17 protein-coding genes and 1 pseudogene are annotated in these 20,238 nt (G+C 67.9%); 7 read left to right on the top strand and 11 right to left on the bottom strand.

From position 1 onward, the window contains the following. Positions 1 to 62: 62 nt before the first annotated feature. Together dapA and ACTWPT_RS14460 are read left to right on the top strand one after the other, a co-directional pair. On the top strand, positions 63 to 980 hold the full coding sequence (dapA, locus tag ACTWPT_RS14455; protein WP_443177858.1) for a 4-hydroxy-tetrahydrodipicolinate synthase: 918 nt from the start codon (positions 63 to 65) through the stop codon (positions 978 to 980). Positions 981 to 1,034: 54 nt separating this feature from the next. Further along, positions 1,035 to 2,720 carry a ribonuclease J gene (locus tag ACTWPT_RS14460; RefSeq protein WP_443177859.1) on the top strand — a complete coding sequence of 562 codons (1,686 nt, stop codon included), beginning with the start codon at positions 1,035 to 1,037 and terminating at the stop codon, positions 2,718 to 2,720. Positions 2,721 to 2,791: 71 nt separating this feature from the next. Here ACTWPT_RS14460 and ACTWPT_RS14465 read toward each other — a convergent pair whose 3' ends face one another. The 4 genes and pseudogenes from ACTWPT_RS14465 to ACTWPT_RS14480 all read right to left on the bottom strand — a co-directional run. Continuing rightward, on the bottom strand, positions 2,792 to 3,568 hold the full coding sequence (locus tag ACTWPT_RS14465) for an ABC transporter permease subunit (protein ID WP_443177860.1): 777 nt from the start codon (positions 3,566 to 3,568) through the stop codon (positions 2,792 to 2,794). Positions 3,569 to 3,710: 142 nt separating this feature from the next. Continuing rightward, on the bottom strand, positions 3,711 to 4,475 hold the full coding sequence (locus tag ACTWPT_RS14470; RefSeq protein ID WP_443177861.1) for an ABC transporter permease: 765 nt from the start codon (positions 4,473 to 4,475) through the stop codon (positions 3,711 to 3,713). Between the two features lie 27 nt (positions 4,476 to 4,502). Beyond that, positions 4,503 to 5,870 (bottom strand): RNA-guided endonuclease IscB, encoded by a 1,368-nt coding sequence (gene iscB, locus ACTWPT_RS14475; RefSeq protein WP_443177862.1) that lies wholly within the window; start codon positions 5,868 to 5,870, stop codon positions 4,503 to 4,505. Between the two features lie 419 nt (positions 5,871 to 6,289). Then, positions 6,290 to 6,943: pseudogene (locus ACTWPT_RS14480) on the bottom strand (ABC transporter ATP-binding protein); the annotation flags it as partial. Between the two features lie 112 nt (positions 6,944 to 7,055). On the opposite strand from ACTWPT_RS14480, the gene ACTWPT_RS14485 reads away from it, so the two are divergent. From ACTWPT_RS14485 to ACTWPT_RS14495, 3 genes are all read left to right on the top strand, one after another. Then, entirely contained in the window at positions 7,056 to 8,420 is a 1,365-nt protein-coding gene (locus ACTWPT_RS14485; RefSeq protein WP_443177863.1) for a sensor histidine kinase, read from the top strand. Then, positions 8,417 to 9,058, top strand: a complete 642-nt coding sequence (locus ACTWPT_RS14490; RefSeq protein ID WP_443177864.1) for a response regulator — start codon at positions 8,417 to 8,419, stop codon at positions 9,056 to 9,058. The genes ACTWPT_RS14485 and ACTWPT_RS14490 overlap by 4 nt, the downstream gene beginning before the upstream one ends. A gap of 86 nt (positions 9,059 to 9,144) precedes the next feature. Next, complete coding sequence (locus tag ACTWPT_RS14495; RefSeq protein WP_443177865.1) at positions 9,145 to 9,642, top strand: DUF402 domain-containing protein; 498 nt, start codon at positions 9,145 to 9,147, stop codon at positions 9,640 to 9,642. Positions 9,643 to 10,054: 412 nt separating this feature from the next. Here ACTWPT_RS14495 and ACTWPT_RS14500 read toward each other — a convergent pair whose 3' ends face one another. Continuing rightward, positions 10,055 to 11,236, bottom strand: a complete 1,182-nt coding sequence (locus tag ACTWPT_RS14500) for a hypothetical protein (RefSeq protein ID WP_443177866.1) — start codon at positions 11,234 to 11,236, stop codon at positions 10,055 to 10,057. Positions 11,237 to 11,422: 186 nt separating this feature from the next. Further along, positions 11,423 to 12,679 (bottom strand): glucarate dehydratase family protein, encoded by a 1,257-nt coding sequence (locus tag ACTWPT_RS14505; protein ID WP_443177867.1) that lies wholly within the window; start codon positions 12,677 to 12,679, stop codon positions 11,423 to 11,425. A 104-nt stretch (positions 12,680 to 12,783) separates the two neighbouring features. Here ACTWPT_RS14505 and ACTWPT_RS14510 point away from each other — a divergent pair, with 104 nt between their 5' ends. Next, entirely contained in the window at positions 12,784 to 14,253 is a 1,470-nt protein-coding gene (locus ACTWPT_RS14510; protein WP_443177868.1) for an aldehyde dehydrogenase (NADP(+)), read from the top strand. Positions 14,254 to 14,337: 84 nt separating this feature from the next. Here the strand turns inward: ACTWPT_RS14510 and ACTWPT_RS14515 are convergent, their stop codons facing one another. From ACTWPT_RS14515 to ACTWPT_RS14535, 5 genes are all read right to left on the bottom strand, one after another. Then, a complete protein-coding gene (locus ACTWPT_RS14515; protein ID WP_443177869.1) occupies positions 14,338 to 15,243 on the bottom strand; it encodes a 5-dehydro-4-deoxyglucarate dehydratase in 906 nt (301 codons plus the stop codon). 12 nt (positions 15,244 to 15,255) lie between these two features. Next, positions 15,256 to 16,023, bottom strand: a complete 768-nt coding sequence (locus ACTWPT_RS14520) for an IclR family transcriptional regulator (protein WP_443177870.1) — start codon at positions 16,021 to 16,023, stop codon at positions 15,256 to 15,258. 64 nt (positions 16,024 to 16,087) lie between these two features. Then, positions 16,088 to 16,948 carry a carbohydrate ABC transporter permease gene (locus tag ACTWPT_RS14525; RefSeq protein WP_443177871.1) on the bottom strand — a complete coding sequence of 287 codons (861 nt, stop codon included), beginning with the start codon at positions 16,946 to 16,948 and terminating at the stop codon, positions 16,088 to 16,090. Then, positions 16,945 to 17,871, bottom strand: coding sequence for a carbohydrate ABC transporter permease (locus tag ACTWPT_RS14530; protein ID WP_443177872.1), 927 nt, complete (start codon positions 17,869 to 17,871; stop codon positions 16,945 to 16,947). Before ACTWPT_RS14530 ends, ACTWPT_RS14525 begins: the two co-directional genes overlap by 4 nt. Further along, the gene (locus tag ACTWPT_RS14535) at positions 17,868 to 19,178 is read right to left on the bottom strand and encodes a sugar ABC transporter substrate-binding protein (protein ID WP_443177873.1); all 1,311 of its coding nucleotides are present in this window, start codon (positions 19,176 to 19,178) and stop codon (positions 17,868 to 17,870) included. Before ACTWPT_RS14535 ends, ACTWPT_RS14530 begins: the two co-directional genes overlap by 4 nt. A 136-nt stretch (positions 19,179 to 19,314) precedes the next feature. Here ACTWPT_RS14535 and ACTWPT_RS14540 point away from each other — a divergent pair, with 136 nt between their 5' ends. Then, entirely contained in the window at positions 19,315 to 20,109 is a 795-nt protein-coding gene (locus ACTWPT_RS14540) for an NAD-dependent epimerase/dehydratase family protein (RefSeq protein WP_443177874.1), read from the top strand. Positions 20,110 to 20,238 lie beyond the last annotated feature (129 nt).

Genomic DNA, 20,238 nt, shown 5'->3' on the forward strand with positions numbered 1-20,238 from the left:
CAGGCAGGCAAAGCGGGGTGGCGGCGTCCAATGGATTTCCGAATCCAGGTAGCGTTCGCACTATGGCATCGCCAACTGGAACCACGGACGCACCTTTCGGCCGCATGCTGACCGCGATGGTCACGCCGTTCACCCCCGACGGCGAGGTCGATTACGTCGCTGTGCGCAGTCTTGCCACCTATCTGGTGGATGAGCAGGGCAACGACGGTTTGATCGTGAATGGGACGACCGGTGAGTCGCCCACCACCTCGGACGAGGAGAAGCAGCGCATCGTCAGCGCCGTCCTCGACGCGGTCGGCGATCGCGCGACCGTGGTGGCCGGCGCGGGCACCAACGACACCCGCCATAGTGTCGAGCTCGCGAAGCAGGCGGCGCGTGCCGGCGCACACGGGCTGCTCGTGGTGACGCCGTACTACAACAAGCCCCCGCAGGAGGGGTTGTACAGGCACTTCTCCGCCGTCGCCGACGCGACCGACCTCCCCGTGATGCTGTACGACATTCCGGGGCGGAGCGGTGTACCGATCAAGACGGAGACCCTGATCAGGCTCGCACAGCACGAGCGCATCGTGGCCGTGAAGGATGCCAAGGGCGACCTGTTCGCCGGCAGTCAGGTGATGACGGCCACAAACCTCGCCTTCTACTCCGGCGACGACCTGCTCAACCTCGCCTGGCTCTCGCTCGGCGCGGCCGGGTTCGTCAGCGTCGTCGGGCACGTGGTGGGTGCCCAGTTGTCGCGTATGATCCGCCTGCACAAGAACGGCGACGTCGCCCAGGCCCTCGCGATACACAGCCAGGTGGCCCCCGTGGTGGACGGGATCATGCTGCGCGCCGGGGGCGCGATCATGGCAAAGGCGGCGCTGAGCATGGTCGGCGTGCCGGTCGGTCCGGTACGGCTGCCGCTCGTGGACGCCACAGAGAAGCAAATCGCCGAGCTGCGTGCTTGCCTGGTAGCCGGCGGGGTGAAGTTGACAGACGCATGAGAACGGGGAGGAACCGGGAGTTTTGAGCACACGATTTCACTGTGGGGGCGAGGCATGAGCCATCCGCATCCTGAGCTTGGCCCCCCGCCGACACTGCCTGAAGGCGGCCTGCGCATCGTCGCGCTCGGCGGGCTGGGGGAGATCGGCAGAAACATGGCCGTCTTCGAATACGACGGCCGCCTGCTGATCGTCGACTGTGGGGTGTTGTTCCCCGACCCCGAGCAGCCGGGCGTCGACCTCATCCTGCCCGACTTCGAATACATCAGGGACCGGCTCGACGACGTCGAGGCCGTGGTGCTGACGCACGCCCATGAGGACCACATCGGGGCGGTGCCGTATCTGCTGCGCGAGCGGCGCGACATCCCGCTCATCGGATCCAGGCTCACGCTGGCCCTGATCGAGGCCAAGCTCACCGAGCACCGGATCCAGCCGACCAAGCACGAGGTCGTCGAGGGCGAACGGCACGTCTTCGGGCCTTTCGACTGCGAGTTCCTCGCGGTCAACCACTCGATCCCCGATGCCCTGGCCGTGGCGATCAGAACTCCGGCCGGCATCGTCCTGCACACCGGCGACTTCCGCATGGACCAGTTGCCGAGCGACGGGCGTCTCACCGACCTCGGCGGCTTCGCCAGGCTCGGCACCGAGGGCGTCGACCTGCTGATGTCCGACTCCACCAACTCCGAGGTGCCGGGCTTCGTCACCAGCGAGCGGGAGATCGCGCCGGTCATCGACGAGGTGATCCGCACCTCCGAGCAGCGGGTCATCGTGGCCAGCTTCGCCTCGCACGTGCACCGCATCCAGCAGGTCATGGACGCCGCCGCCAAGCACCGCCGCAAGGTCGCGCTGGTCGGCCGATCCATGGTGCGCAACATGGGCGTGGCCCGCGACCTCGGCTATCTCAAAGTGCCGCCGGAGCTGATCGTCGACTCGCGCGACATCGAGGAGTGGCCGCCGCAGGACGTGGTGCTGATCTGCACCGGGTCGCAGGGCGAGCCGATGGCGGCGCTGTCCAGGATGGCCAACCGCGATCATCCGATCCGCATCGCCAAGGGCGACACCGTGCTGCTGGCCTCGTCGCTGGTGCCCGGGAACGAGACCGCGGTCAACAAGGTGATCAACGGTTTGACCAGGTGGGGCGCCCGCGTGGTCCACAAGGGCAACGCCAAGGTGCACGTCTCCGGCCACGCGGCCGCGGGCGAGCTCCTCTACGTCCTCAACCTGACCCGCCCCTCGAACTTCATGCCTGTGCACGGCGAGTGGCGGCACCTGCGTGCCCACGCCAAGCTCGCCGCCCTCACCGGCGTCCCCGACGATCACATTGTGATCGCCGAGGACGGAGTCGTGGTGGACCTGGTCGATGGCAGGGCGAAGATCGTCGGTGCGGTACACGCGGGGTACGTCTACGTGGACGGCACCTCCGTAGGGGAGATCACGGACACATCGCTGAAAGACCGCAGGATCCTAGGCGACGAAGGATTTATATCCGTAGTCGTCGTGGTGGACTCGAACACGGGCAAGCTCACTGCGGGGCCCGAGATTCACGCGCGTGGGTCCGGCATCGACCCCATGCAGTTCGAGCAGTTCATTCCGCAGATCCAGCGGGCCCTCGAGGAGAAGGCCGCTGACGGTGTGATCGACATTCAGGAGATCCGCCGGGTGGTCCGGCGCACGGTCGGGCGTTGGGTTAGCGACACCTATCGCCGTCGGCCGATGATCATTCCCGTGGTGGTCGAGGTCTGAAGCTTCTGACTTCCTGATGGTGCGGCAGGCGGATCCTGTCTGCCGTACCAATGGAGGGTCCGCGGTGCATTTCAGGCATCTCTCCGGCGTAGCAGCCAGATGGCGGCCAACAGTGGGAGTGCCGCGTAGGCGATCAGCACCGCGGCGGCCGCGGCCGGCGACAGGAGCGAGCCGTACACCGAGGAGGCGTTGCCGTCGCCGGTGATCTGGCGGGCGAGCGCTCCGATCATGACCGAGCCGAGGCGCTCGCTCCAGGGCTCCGGGACGTTGCCGACGATGATGGGGATCACATAGACGAGCCCCGCCGTGATCGCGATGGCGGCGGCAGTGGAGCGCAGCAGGGCACCCAGGCCCAGGCCGAGCAGCGCGAACACCGGGACCGTGAGGCTGGTGGTGGCCAGGAGTGGGAGTCTGTCCAGGAACGCGGTGGCGTAGGCTCCCGAGAAACGGTCGCCCAGGGTCCATCGCGAGACGGCGTACGTCCCGAAGACCGTAGTCGTACCGACGATCAGTCCCAGGGTGCCGACAATCGTGGCTTTGGCGGTGAGCACGGGCCAGCGCCGGGGCACGACGGTCAGGCTCGTTCTGATCAAGCCGGTGACGTATTCCGACGTCATGGTGAGCGTGCCGAGGATGCCCATGCACAACTGGGGCACGATCACCACGACTTCCTCCAGGTCGGCGATCCGGGCGCTGGGCCGTTTCTCCGGGGGAGCGCTGTCATACATGCCGGCGGCCATCACCGCGAGTGCAAGGCCTAGGAGGATGGCGCCGAGGCTGAGCCCAATGATCAAGTACGTTGAGCGGATCGAGCGTACCTTCAGCCATTCCGCAGCGAGGACGCTCATGCGGGTGTCCGTTCCGCGGTAGCAAAGGCCGTGTGTCCTGCCGCAGGGAGGCCGGATGCGGCCTTGTCGATCGCATTGGCGTGGGGGGCCTTGTGGGCCTTGTGGTGGGGACGGGAGCGGGGCTTGTCGTTGACGGGCATGGTCAAGCGTCTCTCCGAGTGAGGAGGTAGTAGCCGGTGGCGAGAGCGACGATCGGGTACGCGACCAGCACGGTGAGTGCCGCCCATGGAGGCAGGAATCCCTCGCCGAGGCGAGTGGACAGGCGTTCGTCCGCTATCTGCGGAACGAGGTTGGGCAGAAGGAGCGCGGCCACGCGAGTGTTCCACGGCGGGGGGAGGTAGTTGACGGCGCCAGGTAAGACGAACAGCAGGGCCACGACCGACACGATCGCTCCTGCCGTTGATCGGATGGCGGCGCCGAGGCCGAGGCCCACCAATGCCAGCGCAGTCACCGACAAGCCCGACGCCAGCAGTTTGGGCAGGTCGTCGGCGAAAGAGGTGTCGTTGAAACCCAGGTGGCGGCCGTTCGCGATCAGGCGGCTCGCCGAATACGTGACCAGAAGGATGGCGTTCGCGGCCGCGAACGTGGTCAGGCCCACGATGCCGGCCTTGGCCAGAAGTAATGTGCCGCGCTTCGGGACGGTGATGAGGCTGGTGCGGATCATGCCGGTCGCGTATTCGTTCGTGATCGCGAGCACTCCGAGAACCGCGAGGCTGATCTGGACGAGTGGGAGGAAACCCTCTTCCGGCGCCGCCGCCCGTAGTGATCCGCGTTCGTCGGCGAGGCTGCCTACATACAGCGTCCACGCCACGCCGATGACCACCGTGAGAGCCGCTGTGCCGATCGCGTGATACGTCGAGGTCACCGAGCGCAGCTTCAACCACTCCGCCGATAGCACTGCCTTCATCAGGATCTCCCGTGGATACTCCGGCCTTCAGGCCGGAGAGGAAACGGGAGCGGGAAGGCCCCCAAGGGCCTGAGCGTGCCCTGACGGGTCGGGTTCAACGGTGCTCTCCTTGGTGGTGGTGTAGCCGTAACCGTCCGCTCTCTGGAGCAGACGGACGTGCTTATGGTTGATGCCTTGGCGGGTTCCGGTCGCGGTGGTGATGTTGAAGCTGCTGGTGGAGCGGACCGCGACCCGTCCGGTGTGGGTTCCGGTGTGCTTGCCGCTCGGTACGACGGCTCGGACCAGGTCGCCGGTCGCGAACCCGTGGACCTGCTTGAGGCGGGGAAGTCGTAGCCTGGGAAAGCCGTACTTGTCGGTGCGGGTGCGGGCGTAGGTGCCGCGCCCGGTGCAGGCCACCACCAGGAGCCGGGACGGCCACCCGGTCACCGTGTCGAGGGTTCCGACGTGCAGGGCGTCCAGGGTGTGGGACTTCGGCGCGTTGGTGCGGGAGCGGTTCCACTTGGTACGCCCGCCGGATGCGGTGGCCACGGGCAGACCCGTCGCCGTAAGCGCCCGCCACAGCGCCCACCTGGTGGTGTTGACCGCCGTCGCGTCTCGCAGCGGGGCCTTGGCCTGCTTGAGGATGCGCGCCAGGAGCGTGGGCTTGCTCTTCAGGAACGTCTCGATCGGTGTGGTGTTCTTGGCCTGGTTGCACCGCTGGCACGCCAGCGTCAGGTTCGAGATCCGGTCGGAGCCGCCCCGCGCCTTGGGGTGGATGTGCTCGATCTGGAGGGGAACGCCGCCCTTGCCGCAGTAGGCGCAGGCGCGGCCCCACTTGTCCAGCAGGTATTGGCGGACCTCGTAGCCGGCCAGCGTGCTCTGTTGGTACTCGGCGCTTTGGAGTGGCCTGCCCGCCGACATGGCGTGGGTGTCGAACGACACGCCTTCCATGTGGACTGCGGTGACCGGAGCCCACCGCCTCAGCCGGGCCACCCACGACATGGTGGTGTCCACCCGGTGCCGCAGGGACGGCGCGAGCCGGCCCTTCGGCTTGGTGCGGTTGTTGAAGCGGGGGGCGCGGTAGCGCAGGTTCCGCGACCTCCTGCCGCGCCGGTAGGCGGCCCGGGCGCTGAGCCTGTCGCGGATCGTGCCGCCCCGGTGGTCGAGCTGGACGCTGTACTTCCCGCCGCGGCTTGCGCCATCCGGGGCGGTGGTGAACACGCTGATCCCGGTGTGCCGGGAACCGGGATCGATACCGAGTTCGACGCCGTGGAGCGTGGAATCGGCCACCGTGCGGTCGGTGAGGCGGATGACGAATGGGGTGTGCCGGACCACCAGCGCCCGACCCGCTTTGAGGAGCTGCCGGGCCCGGCTGGGCCGGCAGGGCTGCAACGGTTTCCCATCGCGATCGAGCACGAAAACGTATGGGTCTGTAAGGACCCTGCCGCCCTTCCCGGACTGCTCCGGGTCGGGGTGACGCCGCACGGCCGGTGCCTGTCGTACGGTCTCCCCTCTCCCATGTCCAACGCCAGGTACGACGGCGGCGCCGTCGTGTCCGTGGGCCGTTTCGTCCCGACCCGGGTTGTCTGCTCCCACGGATTCCAGAGCAGCGAACTGAGGAAGCATTCGCTGGTGGGTCTGCTGTCTTGCGTTGAACGTAGCCATCTGGATCGCACCTCCCATAGGTGATGATGACTAGGGCTGGTCAATGCGGGCTTGAGATGTCAGCGGTGCCGCACCTCAAGCCCCGGCGTTTACGCCGGGGTCGTTGACCGGGCAGCTCCGTATTGCACGCTGTCTGCGGTGAGGGCGATGTAGGCGTCTTCCAGGGATGGGTAGCGGGCGGTCAGCTCGGCGACAGTGGACTCGGCGATCAGCTTGCCGCGGCCGACGATGACGATGCGCTCGGCGGTGAGGGCCATCTCGCTCATCAGATGGCTGGAGAGCAGGATCGTCCGGCCCTCGGCGGCCAGGGAGCGCAGAAGGCCGCGGATCCAGCGCACCCCGTCGGGGTCGAGGCCGTTGACTGGCTCGTCGAACATGAGCACGCCGGGGTCGCCCAGTAATGCGGCGGCGATGCCGAGTCGTTGTTGCATGCCGAGAGAGAATCCGCCCACGCGCTTGCGTGCCACGCCGGCGAGGCCGACCTGCTCCAGCACCTCGGCGACGCGTGTGGCGCTGATGTCGTTGGTACGGGCCAGGCAGAGCAGGTGGTTGTAGGCACTGCGGCCGCCGTGGACGGCGCCGGCGTCCAGGAGCGCGCCGACCTCGTGCATGGGTTTGCTGAGCGTTGTGTAACGGCGCCCGTTGACCAGTGCCTGGCCGGACGTCGGGGCGTCGAGGCCGAGGATCAGGCGCATCGTGGTGGACTTGCCTGCGCCGTTGGGGCCGAGGAAGCCGGTCACGTGGCCGGGCTCGACCCTAAAGGACAGGTCGTCCACGGCGAGTGTGTCGCGATAGCGCTTGGTGAGGTGGTGGAGTTCGATCACGCGAAAATCATGCGGGGCGGAGGGTCGTCGGCGCGTCGGACCAGGGTTCGAACTTCAAGGTCAGACCGTGGGTTGACGTGGCGAGCCGGCCGTAGCGGCTACGGTTCAACGCGTGGACGACACCCACCCGTTCTTCGCGAGGCGGCTGAGCCGCGGCCAGCTGATCTTGCTTGATCTGATGGCGGGGTTGGCCGTCGGCTTCGTGTTCTTCACCTCGGCGGCCGGTGCGACGGCGCTGCCGCCTTGGGCGAGGATCATGCTTCCTGCCGCGTTGGGGCTGCCGCTGGCGCTGCGGAGGGTGTGGCCGCTGCCTGTCTTCCTTTTCACGCTGGTGCTCGCGATCGTCGCAGGAGTGATCGGCGCCGTGGGGTTTCCCTATTTCGCGCCCGCGTACGTGCTCTATGTCGTCGCCTTGAGCGACAAGGCCGGCAGCCTGGTTCCGGCGTCGGCCATAGGAGTGCTGAGCCTTGTCACCGTGGGCGGGCTGGCTGTGGCGGGCACGCCTAGACAGGGCGCTCCAGAGTGGGTCTTGCACCTCGACCAGCCGCTCTTGGGGATCGCGGCGTTGGGCAGCGCCTGGACGATCGGGCGGGCTGTGTACGAGCGGAGGCTGTATGCGGCGCGCGACGCCGAGCGGCTGGCGGCCCAGGCGGTGACAGGGGAGCGGTTACGCATCGCCCGGGAGCTTCACGACGTCGTCACCCACAGCGTCGGGCTGATCGCGGTCAAGGCCGGTGTGGCCAATCATGTGATGGCGACCAGGCCGGAGGAGGCGCATGACGCTCTGCGTGTGATCGAGACCGTCAGCAGGAGCGCGTTGGTTGAGATGCGGCATCTGCTGGGTGTGCTCAGGTCTGCTGAGGTGCCCCAGCTGGGGCCCGCGCCGGGACTCGGCGGGTTGGAAGGCTTGGTGCAGCGGACTCGGTCGGCAGGGGTGGACGTGCAGTTCGAGCTTCAGGTGGGAGAGCGGGACGGCGTTCGAGCCGGCGGTGGCAGGGGGGAGAGAGACGGCGATCAGGCCGGACGTGGCAGGGGGGAGAGAGACGGCGATCAGGCCGGACGTGGAACGGAGGAGGGAGACGGTGAAGCCCATGTGGGCGATGTCTACGACGGTGGTGGCGTGTCGGGCCACGACGGTGGCGGTTCCTCAGGGTGTGGGGTTTCTGGGAGAGTGCGGTTGCCTGAGGGGGTGGAGCTGGCGGTTTATCGGATCGTGCAGGAGGCGCTGACCAATGTCGTCAAGCACGCCGCACCTGCTCGATGCCGGGTGTCCGTTGTCGCTGATGGGAGCGATGTGCGGATCGAGGTGATCGATGACGGGCCAGGACGGCGTATGTTGCCTGCGGGAGCGGACGGGCATGGGCTGATCGGGATGCGGGAGCGGGTCATGGTGTACGGCGGGACATTCGAGGCCGGGAGGCTCCCTGGGCGCGGTTTTCGGGTCTTTGCCCGGTTGCCCTACGGGGAGGGTGCGTGATCCGGGTCGTCATCGCCGACGATCAGGCGTTGCTCCGAGGGAGTTTCAGGGTGCTGGTGGACTCCGAACCCGATCTGGCCGTGGTGGGTGAAGCCGCTACTGGGGTGGAGGCTGTGTCCGTTGCGATGGAGCAGCGTCCCGATGTGGTGCTGATGGACGTGCGTATGCCGGAGATGGATGGGATCGAGGCTACTCGGCGGATCAAGGACGTCTCTCGGGTTCTCGTGGTGACCATGTTCGACCTGGATGCGTATGTCTACGATGCGTTGCGCGCCGGTGCCAGCGGGTTCTTGCTGAAGGACACTCCGCCGGCCGATCTGCTGGCTGCCATTCGGGTGGTCGCGGGTGGGGAGGCGTTGCTGGCGCCTACGGTGACGCGCAGGCTGATCGAGCAGTTCGCGCGTACTCCTGCCGTGCCGCGGGTCAAGGGGCTGGACGGGGTGACCGAGCGGGAGCGGGAGGTGTTGACCTTGATCGCGCGGGGGCTGTCGAATCATGAGATCGCCGATCGTCTTCAGGTCGGCATGGCGACGGTGAAGACGCATATCACCCGGTTGCTGGCCAAGCTGGAGGCGCGGGATCGGGCGCAACTGGTCATCGCCGCATATGAGAGCGGGCTGGTTTCCGCTGCGGGTTGAGGCGGTCCTTGGATCTACGGTGCTGCTGCTGCCGCCGTGGATGACTGGAGGGCTTGCGAGGAGTTCGCGATGGATACGTTCCTTGTGTGAGTGACGTACGGATCGTGTATCGGAAGTACGGCGGGGCGTTGCACTGGAATCATCCAGGTCGGGTTCTTGGTCAGGACGAGCATGGCGTGTGGGTCGTGGTGCCCAGTGGGACCCTGGCTCGCAGAGGGGAAGAGCCGCCGGTCACTTGGGAGCGGGCCGCGATCATGTTGTTCCCCAGAGACGCCTGGTGGACGGCGGCGTTCTACTCGCCGCCGCATTGGAGTGAGATCTACGTCGATGTCACCACCGTTCCGGAGTGGAGGGACGGCGAGGTGACCATGGTCGACCTCGATCTCGATGTCATTCGGACGGAGGACGGGCGGATCTTTGTCGATGACGAGGACGAGTTCGCCGAGCATCAGGTGTTGCTCGGCTATCCGCCTGAAGTGATCGCGCACGCGGAGGGCTGTGCGCGGTGGTTGGTTGACGCGGTTGGGGAGCGGAAGGGGCCGTTCGGAGGTGCCCATCTGGGGTGGCTCGCGATGGTGACCTAGGGCGTTGGCATGAGAGAACGCTGAGGCGAGCCGTATCCCACCGAGGGTGGTTTTCCTCCCCCGGACAAGACGGTGCCGATCGGGGCTTGTGGGGATGTTCTGGCCTTTGGCGCTCGCGGGGCGGGGGAGAAAATCACACCGGGACCATCGGTGTCGCTGGTGTTCGGTGACGAGATTGCGGTCTTCGCCCCCGCGCTAGCGAGCGCGTCAACTCGGCGATGCGTAAGAGTGCGTCAAGTCGGCTCAGCTTGACGGTGGAGAGGTTGGAGGCCCAGCGGCGCAGAGGGCACGACCTACAACTCGAGGTCGATCGCCTGCTGCGGGAGGGAAGCCCGCGCGCGTGACTGGTTTGAGCCCCGGACCCGTGCCAGTGCCGGGGCTCAAGGCGGGCGGTTTCCCCAGTACGACTCCGCTACGTAGTTTGGCGAAGGGCCTTCGTGAGAGCGGTCAGGCGTTCTCGGGAGGCGAGACCGGCGTGGTACAGGTGGAACTCCGTCGCGCCTGCCTTGGCGTACGTCCTGAGGTGGTCGGCCAGGACGGCGGGGTCGGCGGGGCGGGGTGGGAGCGCCAGGACGTAAGCGCCCACGCGCTGGTCAGGAGTGGACAGTTCCGTCAGGCGGGTCAGGCGGGCGGCGTCCGTGGCGGGGTCGCCCCAGCAGTTGGCCACCAGCACGTCCGCGCCCGGTTCGCCCGCGGGGAGTGGGGCGAATGCGCCCGCGGCCCACGGGTCCGGGTTGGCGTGCAGGGTGATGGGGGTGTTCGGGGCGGTCCTCTTGGATACGGCGATCAGGCGTTCCCGGAGGGAGGTGGACAGGCCGACGCGGATGGTGCGGACCTCGTCGGCCAAGGGGCCGAGGGCCTCCTCGACGGTGGTGGGATGCGGGGCCGACGTGCTCCTGGCGCTGGCGGGGTGGGGGGCCGACGTGCTCCCTGTGGGAGGTGGCGGGGTGCGGTCTACGGTGGCGCGGACTCGGGTTCGGGTGGGCTCGGGGTAGCGGGGGGCGCAGGCAGCGCAGAAGCACAGGGACAGCAGGTCCGCGTCCACGGAGGTCCAGTCCGCGCCGGAGGTCTTCTCGTGGACGCTCTGGTGGCCGAAGCCCAGCGGTCCACAGGCTTCCAGGATCAGGCCGTCCGGTTCGCCGACGGACAGGATTTCCTGGACGAGACGTTCGCAGTACTCGATGACGTCCTCGTGGGCCGGGCAGAGCGCGTACGGGTACGGATCGCCGAAGGCATTGCGGACGACCAGGTCGGGGTTGGCGGCGCCCAGGTGAGAGTTGTGGGTGAGGACGGTCCAGGCGTGGACTTGGAGGCCGACGGCTTTCAGGGCGTCCCTGGCCTGGAGGTACGCGTCGGCAGGGGTCCAGACCGGGCCGGCGGGGACCAGTCGGGCCCAGGAGGATGGGCGGATCGGGAGGTAGAAGGCCGGATAGGGCACGTCCAGGACACGGTGTGACGGATGGTACGGCGTGGCGGCACGCGTGGAGTGGTAGCTGGCCGCCAGAGCGACCGCGTCCACGCCCAGCGCGGCCAGGCGCTCGGGGGCGGAGGGGTCGCCGACGACGTCCCAGGGGTAGACGTAGGCGAGGTTCATCGGCGGGGTCTCCTGGTGGAAGGGCCGGGCGTGAAGTGCCGCGTGGCCTTCATCGAAGGGGCTCGGTGGGAGGAGCAGGGGTGGTGGGCTGCCGGCGATGTTCGGCGGAGGGCTGATGGCAAGGGGCAGCCGGGCGCGTGGCCGTCGGCCGATGAGGCCGCGGGCCGCCGAGGGCGTGGGGCGCGGTCACCAGCGGGGTCTCTGCGCCGTGAAGCCGGGTTCGAAGCGCTGCATGTACGTCGTGTCGTCCCGCGCCACGACCCCGCACTTCTCGTACTGCTCGTGCATGCGGGCCAGCGCATCCCGGTCCAGCTCCACACCGAGGCCGGGGCCGGTGGGAACGGGGACGGCGCCGCCGACGAAGCGGAGGCCGCCCGGCACGATCACGTCCTGACCGTCCTGCCACGGGGTGTGGGTGTCGCAGGCGAAGGTGAGGTTCGGGGTGGCGGCGGCCAGGTGGGTCATGGCGGCGAGACTGATGCCGAGGTGGGAGTTGGAGTGCATGGACAGCGACAGTCCGAACGTGTCGCAGAGGGCGGCGATGTGCGCGGAACGTACGAGGCCGCCCCAGTAGTGGTGGTCCAGGAGGAGAACGCCGATCGCGCTGGAGGCGATGGCGGGCGGCAGATGCTCCGGGGTGACTACGCACATGTTCGTGGCGAGGGGCATGGGGACGGCGGCGGCGACCTCCGCCATGCCGGAAATGCCGGGCGTGGGGTCCTCCAGGTATTGGAGGGTGCCTTCGAGTTCGCGGCCGACGCGGATCGAGGTCTCGACGGTCCAGGCGGCGTTGGGGTCCAGACGGAGCGGCACGCCGGGAAAGGCCTCGTACAGGGCCTTGATCGCGGCGATCTCCTGGTCGGGTGGGAAGACACCGCCCTTGAGCTTGATCGATGTGAAGCCGTACTCCTTGATCAGCAGCGCGGCCTGCTCGACGACGCCCGCCTCGTCCAGCGCCGCGCCGAACCTGTCCGGCTCCTCGCCCGGGTGGCCGGCCCATTTGTAGAAGAGGTACGCGCTGTACGGCACCGCGTCCCTGACCCGGCCGCCGAGCAGGTCGACGACCGGCACGCCGGCCGCCTTGCCGCGAATGTCCAGGCAGGCCACCTCGAAGGCGGCGAAAACCCGGTCGACGCTCTTCTCCTTGGTGGCGACGCCGGTCAGGCCGTGCAGGTCGGTCACCACGTCGCCGACGAGCGCGTTGATCCGCTCGTACATCGTGTTCACGGCGTGTACGTCGAGTCCGATCAGGGACTGCGCGCACTCGCGTATCTTGCCGAGGTGCTCGAGATCGCCGTACGTCTCACCGAGCCCGGTCAGGCCCTCGTCCGTGACGACCTCGACAATGGTACGGAGGGCCCATGGTTCGTGGACCCCGGCGGCGTTCAGAAGGGGTGGATCCCGGAAGGCAACGGGTGTGACGCGGATCTCCCTGATGATCATACAACCGCCGTCCATATATGTGAACAATAGCCAGATTTGTGGACAAGTTGCCAAAACTGTAAGAATCAGGCTGAAGAAGTGTCAAGACTCCGAAGGGCCATTCGATGATCTACGGACACGACCCCAGGACCGGCGAGACCGTGGGCGCCGCCCTGCCAGAGACCGACAGCGCCGGGGTCGATATGATCGTTTCTGCCGCGGCCGCGGCCGGCCAGGCCTGGCGGTCGACGCCGGCGGCCGAGCGGGCGCTCGCGCTCGAGGCGGTCGCCGACGCCCTGGCCGCGCACGTGGACGAGCTGTGGCAGCTCGCCGACGAGGAGACCGCGCTCGGCGAGGTGCGCTTGCGCGGCGAGGTCGCCCGCACGGCCGGGCAGTTCAGGCTCTTCGCCCAGGTCCTCAGGGACGGCGCGTACGTCGAGGCCATCATCGACCACGCCGACCCGTCGCTGACGCCGCCCCGGCCCGACGTGCGGCGGATGAAGCACCCGCTGCCCGGCGTCGTCGCCGTGTTCTCTGCCAGCAACTTCCCGTTCGCGTTCTCCGTGGCCGGCGGCGACACCGCCTCCGCGCTGGCCGCCGGCTGCCCGGTGGTCGTCAAGGCGCATCCCGGTCATCCGAACACCTCCGAGCGGGTGGCGAAGATCGTGCGGAACGCGCTCCCGTACCCGGACCTGCTGGGTCTCGTGCAGGGCATGCAGGCGGGGATCGACCTCGTGAAGCACCCGTCGGTGGTCGCGGCCGGGTTCACCGGGTCCGTGGCGGGCGGGAAGGCCATCCAGAAGCTGATCGACGAGCGGGAGGTGCCGATCCCGTTCTTCGGCGAGCTGGGCAGCGTCAACCCCGTGGTCGTGCTGCCGTCCGCGCCGGCGGAGGGGGTGGCCACCGGGTTCGCGGGTTCGCTGACGCTGGGGGTCGGGCAGTTCTGCACGAATCCCGGGCTCATGTTCGTCCCGGAGAACGACGAGCTGCGCAAGGCCTTGGTGCAGGCCGTCGAGGGGACCAGCGGCGGGCCCATGCTGGCCGAGCGGATCAGGGACGGATACCTGGGCGGTGTCGAACGGCTGGGGCAGCTGCAGCTGCTGGCCGAGGGCAAGCCGGGCGAGGGCGGCTGGGCGGTCACGCCGAAGGTGTTCACCACGGATCTGGACACGTTCGCGGGGAAGTTGCCGGAGATCGGCGAGGAGTGCTTCGGGCCCGCCTCGATCGTGGTGACATATCGCGAAATTTCCGATCTGCGGCCCGTGCTCGAGCGGCTGGACGGCTCGCTGACCGCCACCGTCCACGGCACCGACGCCGACGAGGCCGGCGAGGTCGTGGAGGTGCTCGGGCGAAGGGCCGGACGGCTCATCTGGAACGGGTGGCCGACCGGGGTGGCCGTGTGCTGGGCGATGCAGCACGGCGGCCCCTGGCCTGCCGCCACCACGACGCACACCTCCGTCGGGGCCACGGCCATCGACCGCTGGGTGGCCCCGACCGCGTACCAGGACTGGCCGGCGGAGTTGCTGCCGGACGAGCTGAAGGACGACAATCCGCTCTCCATTCCGCGACGGGTGGATGGGCGTCTGCAGGTATGAGAGCTCGGAGGTGGCTCAAGGGGGTCACCTCCGAGCACTAGACCGCAAGGCCGGAGGTGGTGCAGAGGCCGCCTCCGGCAGAGGTCACGCTCCGGCGATCTCCAGTCCGGTGGCGATGATCTGCTCCAATGCCGCCACGTGTTCCGGCGCCGGATCCACCAGCGGCGCCCGGACACCCCCTACGTCCAGCCCGCGCAGCCGCACCCCCGCCTTCACCAGGGAGACCGCATAACCGGGCACGAGGTCCCGCAGCTCCACCAGCGGCAGGTAGAACCTGGTGAGCAGGCGCTGCACCAGCACCTCGTCCCCGCCCGTCACCGCCTTGTAGAAGGCCAGCGCGATCTCGGGCGCGAAGGCGAACACCGCGCTCGAATACAGGTTCACGCCGATACCCCGGTACGCGGGCACGGTGAACTCGGCGGTCGGCAGCCCATTGAAGAACGTGAACTCCTTGTCGGTGGCCTGCCGTACGGTCAGGATGATGCGCTGCAGCAGGTCGAAGTCCCCGAGCCCGTCCTTGAAGCCCACGACGTTGGGCAGCTGCGCCAGCGACGCCACGGCCTCGGGTGTGAAACGCGCCGTGCCCCGCTGATAGATGATGATCGGCAGCCCGACGGACTCGGCCACCTCCCGCACCCACCGCACCAGCCCCTGGGCGGGGCCGGTGACCAGGTAGGGAGGCAGCAGCAGGAGCCCGTCGGCGCCCTGGGCGGCGGCGGCGCCGGCGATCGCCTTGGCGGCCGGCAGTGTGCCACCGGCCCCGGCGAAGACGGGGGCGCGCCCCTCGGTGGCGGCGACGGACGTGGCCACCACCCGGCTGTATTCGCCGAGATCGAGGGCGTTGAACTCACCGGTGCCGCACGCGGTGAACACTCCTCCGGCCCCCGCCGCGACCCCGTCGGCGACGTGCCGGGCGAGCACCGGTTCGGCCAGCTCCCCATCGGCCCCGAAGGGGGTCACCGGAAAGAAGAGAACACCATCTAGCCGCATCAACAGTCCTTTCTAGCGGATGCCCTCCCTGCGCAGAGTGGCAGCCAGCTTGCGGGTGTGTTTGATCACCGCTTCGGTGATCCGCTCGACGTCGGCGGGCGGGAGACCGGCGGGCATCGAGCAGCTGATCGCGTCCGTGGCCGGGATGCGGTAGTCGACCGCCACGGCCACGCAGGCCACGCCAGGCGTGCCCTGCTCGCGTTCGTAGGACCAGCCCCGGGTGCGGACCTGGTCCAGCTCGCCGGTGAGCTTGGCCAGGTCGGTGATCGTGTGCTGGGTGAGTGCGGTCAGCGGCTCGGGCAGCAGCGCCACGACCTCGTCGTCGGTGAGCTGGGCGAGCAGCACCTGGCCGAGCGCCGTGACGTGGGCGGGCAGTCGCCGGCCCACCCTGGGGATCACGTGCGCGGCCTCGCGCGACTCCCTGGTCGCCAGGTAGAGCACGTGCCCGCCGTCCCTGCGGGCGAAGTGCACGGTACGCCCGATCTCGTCCCGCAAGTCCTCCAGCATCTCCTGGGCGAACGGCAGCGCGGGATCCTTGTCCAGGTACGCGGTGCCGGTCAGCAGCGCGTGCGGCCCGATCCCGAACGCGGACCTGCCTGAGTCGGTCTCGACCCAGTTGAGCTCGACCAGCGTGCGCATGAGGGCGTGCAGGCTGCTGCGCGGGAACCCGGTGCGCTGCTGGAGCTCCGACAGCGTCAAGGTGTCGTGCGACTCGGCCAGGACTTCCAGGATGCGTACCGTCCGCTCGGCGGACTTGACCAGCTGGGGCTCCATGCTCATCCCATCTCGTGCCCTGCGGCTTCAAAGATCCAGGATATGGGATAACGTCCAGATACATGGACGCTTAACCCTTGACCGCGCCGCTTGTCAGACCGCGCATGAACTGCCGCTGGAACGCCAGGAACGCGATGATCGACGGCAGCAGGGCCAGCAGTGAGGCCGCGAGCAGCACGCCGATCCCGACCTCCTCGTCGGAGCGGAGCGAGCGCAGCGCGATGGGCAATGTCCACATGTCCGACTGGGGCGCGACGATCAACGGCAGCAGGTACTGGTCCCAGATCATCGTGAACCCGAAGACGCCGATCACGCCGAGCGCGGGCCGGCACAGCGGCACGATGATCGTGGCGAAGATCCGCAGCTCGCCGGCGCCGTCGATGCGCGCGGCCTCCTCCAGCTCGACCGGCACCTCCTTCATGAACTCGGTCATGACCAGGATCGAGAAGCCCCACGCCCCGACCGGAAGGATCATCCCGGCGTACGTGCCGATGAGGTTGGCGTGGAACACCGGCATGTCGGCCAGGACGAGGGACAGCGGGATCGCGATGATCTCCTCGGGGAGCATCATCGTGGCGAGCATCAGCAACATCACGAACGTCATGCCGCGGAACTTCTTGCGGGCCAGCGAGTACGCCGCGAAGACGCTCACCAGCATCTGCAGCAGCAGCCCGAAGCCCACGACGATGAACGAGTTGAGCAGGTAGAGGTAGACGTTCTTGTCCTGAGCCTGGACGAAGTTCTCCAGCGTGAACTCGTCCGGCCACAGCGTGAACGACGTCGGGTCGAGGGTCTTGCTGAACGCGCTGATCAGCAACCCCACCAGAGGCCCGGTGAAAACGATCACCATGAGGCCATAAATGATGACTTTTCCGGTGATGGCCAGAGGTCCCCTGCGCGACTCCAGCCCCAGAGCGCTGTCGAACCTCATGCCGCCTGCCTCCTGCGCAACAACTGCACGACCACGGTGAGCGCCAGCGTGGCCAGGAACAACACGATCCCGCCCGCCGAGGCGACGCCCAGCTCGTTCGACTGGAACCCGAGTTTGTAGATCAAGGTCATCAGTACTTCGGACGACCCGTTCGGGCCGCCGTTCGTGAGCACGTAGACCTCGACGAACACCCGCAGCCCGCGGATGGCGGCCAGCGTGAACAGGATCCAGAACACCGGCCGCAGCGCCGGTAGCGTGATGTGCCGCAGCCGGCGCCACGTGGAGGCTCCGTCCACGGCCGCCGCCTCGTAGAGCGTGCGGTCCACGCCGACCAGCCCGGCCAGGAAGATCATCATGTCGTACGGGGTGCCGCGCCAGATGCTCATCAGCATGATCGACCAGAGCGAGGAGTTCTCGCTGGCCAGCCACGGCTGCGGGTCGACGCCCACCCAGCCGATGATCGTGTTGAGCATGCCGCTGTCGGCCGGATGGAACATGATCCGCCACACCTCGGCCACGGCCGCCATCGTGGTCACCACGGGCAGGAAGGCCGCGGTCCTGACGAACCACAGATACCTGGCGGGGCCTTCGATGAGCAGCGCGAACCCGAGACCGAGGACGATCGAGCCGACCGTGGTGCCGAGCGCCAGCAGGATGCTGTGCCAGATGGCGGCGCCGAACGCGTCGTCGGTGAGGATCGTCTTGTAGTTGTCCAGGCCCACCCACGTGTCAGTGATGTAGTGGACCTCGTGGAAGCTCTTCCACAGCCCCAGGGCCATGGGGATGAACTTGAAGTACAGGAACAGCAGCAACGCCGGTGCCAGGAACAGCCACGCGATCAGCGGCCCCCGCCACCGCACCGATTTGGTGCGGCGGTGCGGGGGCGCCGTCCGTGCTCCGGCCCGGGTGAGGGTCGACGTCATGACGCTTTCTGGCTCTGCAGTTCCTGGGTGAGCTTGGTGTTCAGCCCGTCCATCGCCGTCTTGACGTCGGCCGTGCAGTCGGCCCAGACCGTGTTGATGGCGTCAGCGGAGGTCTGGCGGATCGGTGCCCAGTTAGGCACCGGCGGGGCGTACACGGCGAACTCGTACGACTCCTGGAACACCTTCCAGCGCGGGTCCTGGCGCTCGGCGGCCATGTCCACGGTGGTGTTGACCGGCAGGCGAACGATGGCGCCGTTGGCGTCCTTGTTCATGCCGATCTTCTGGCCTTCGGGGGAGATCGCGTACTCGGCGAACTTCTTCTGGGCGTCCTCCATTGACGAGCCGACCATCATGTAGACGTTCTCGCCCTCGCCGAGGGTGCCGGGGCCGCCGGCCGGCCCCTTGGGCACGGGCAGGACTTCGATCTTGTCGGTGCCGATGCTCTTGACGAAACGGGCCAGCACGTACGGGCCGACCAGGTAGATGCCGCCCTGGCCCTTCTCGAACACCTCGTGCGTGACGGTCGTGTCGTTGCTGACCGCGCCGGGGTTGACGGTCTTGGACTTGCAGAACTGGTCCTGCAGGTACTGAACGGCCTCCACGAACTTGGGGTCGTTGGCGGTGGCCGTGTACTTGCCGGGGCCGGCGGCCTTGAGGAAGTCGGCGCCGTTGGCGTAGATCATCGAAGAGGTGTACCAAGAGGCGTAGCCGCGCTTGGTGCCGGCCGGGATGACGAAGCCGGCGGTGTCGGCCTGGCCGTTGCCGTCGGGGTCCTTCTGGGTGAACGCGGTGGCGAGCTTGGCAAGGTCCTCCCAGCTCGCCGGCGGCTCCATGCCCACCTTCTCACGCCAGTCCTTGCGGACGATCAGCGCGAACGCCTGTGCCGAGAAGGGGGCGGCGTAGATCTTGCCGTCGCTGCCGGTGGCAGCCGACCACGCCCGGTCCGACAGCTTGTCGCCGCCGGCCAGCGAGGCCTTGTCGACCTCTCTTAACCAACCCTGCGACTGCATGTTGCCGAGCTGGGCCGTGTCGTTGATGACGATGTCGGGAAGTTGCTTCTGTGCGGCCTGCTGGTTGAGTTTGGTCTCGAAATCGTCGAAGAGGGCCACGACTTTCGTCTTGACACCGCTGGCCTGGGTAAATGCGTCAGCGAGCTTCTTCGCCGTCTTGGCGGAGTCCGAATCGGGCGCCTGCCTGATCCAGATCTCCAATGTGTCGTCTGAACCTGATGATCCCCCGGAACCGCAGCCTGTCAGCGTTACGGCCAGGGACGCGATGATCGCGGCCCCGAGCAAACGACGTGACATCAGACCGCCTCCCGTTCACATACGTGGACATGAGTCCGGTTTTTGAACTCGTGGGTGTGAACGTAACTACACGCATGCATCACGGTCAATATTCAAGGATGTGAATTTCGGTCAGAATCGTGTACACCATGGATGCATGCGCATTCTCATGACCGGTGCCGCGGGGAAAGTCGGCACCCTGCTCCGCCCGCGGCTCGCCCGCGAGGGCCGCGTCCTGCGGCTTTCCGACCTCCACGCGGTCGAGACCGGCCCTGGGGAGGAATGGGTGACGGCCGACCTCGCCGACCCGGCCGCCATGGCGGAGGCGATGAAGGGCGTGGACGCGGTGCTCCACCTGGGCGGCCAGAGCCGGGAGCGTCCCTGGGCCGACATCGTGCACGCCAACATCAACGGCATGCAGGTGCTGCTGGAGGCGGCACGCCAGGAGGGCGTCCAGCACCTCGTGCTCATGGGCAGCCACCACGCGGCCGGCTTCCACACCCGGCCCGCGGGGGGCGCGGACCTGCCGGACTACGCCTTCCCGCGGCCCGACACCTACTACGGGGTCAGCAAGGTCGTCATGGAGGCTCTGGGCAGCCTCTACCACGACCGGTTCGGCATGGACATCACCATCGTCCGGCTCGGCACCTGCAACGAAGGGTCCCTGGACACGCGCGGGCTGGCGACCTGGATCTCACCTGACGACCTGGCCCGTCTCGTGGAGGCCGCGCTGGTGGCGCCCGGGTATCACGTCGTCTGGGGGGTTTCGGACAATGCGCGGCGGTGGTGGTCGCTGGAGGAGGCCAAATCCCTCGGGTACGTCTCCCAGGACGACTCCGAGGCGTACGCGGCGGCGCTGATCGCCGAGCACGGCGAACCCGATCTCACGGCACCGATCCACGATCGCGCCGGCGGCGTCTTCACGCTCAACGAACTGGGCGGCTCCTGGTAACCTCGAGCGCCGTTCCCGCTCCCGGGAGCACCCGGGCGGTGGTTCCCCGAAGGTTGCGTAGCAACCGGTTGCAAGAACCTTGACGACTGGACCGGCGAAGGTCAAGGTTTAGTCTGGCAACCGTTTGCA

It is taken from the genome of Nonomuraea sp. 3N208 (genome assembly GCF_052245935.1).
Lineage (GTDB): Bacteria > Actinomycetota > Actinomycetes > Streptosporangiales > Streptosporangiaceae > Nonomuraea.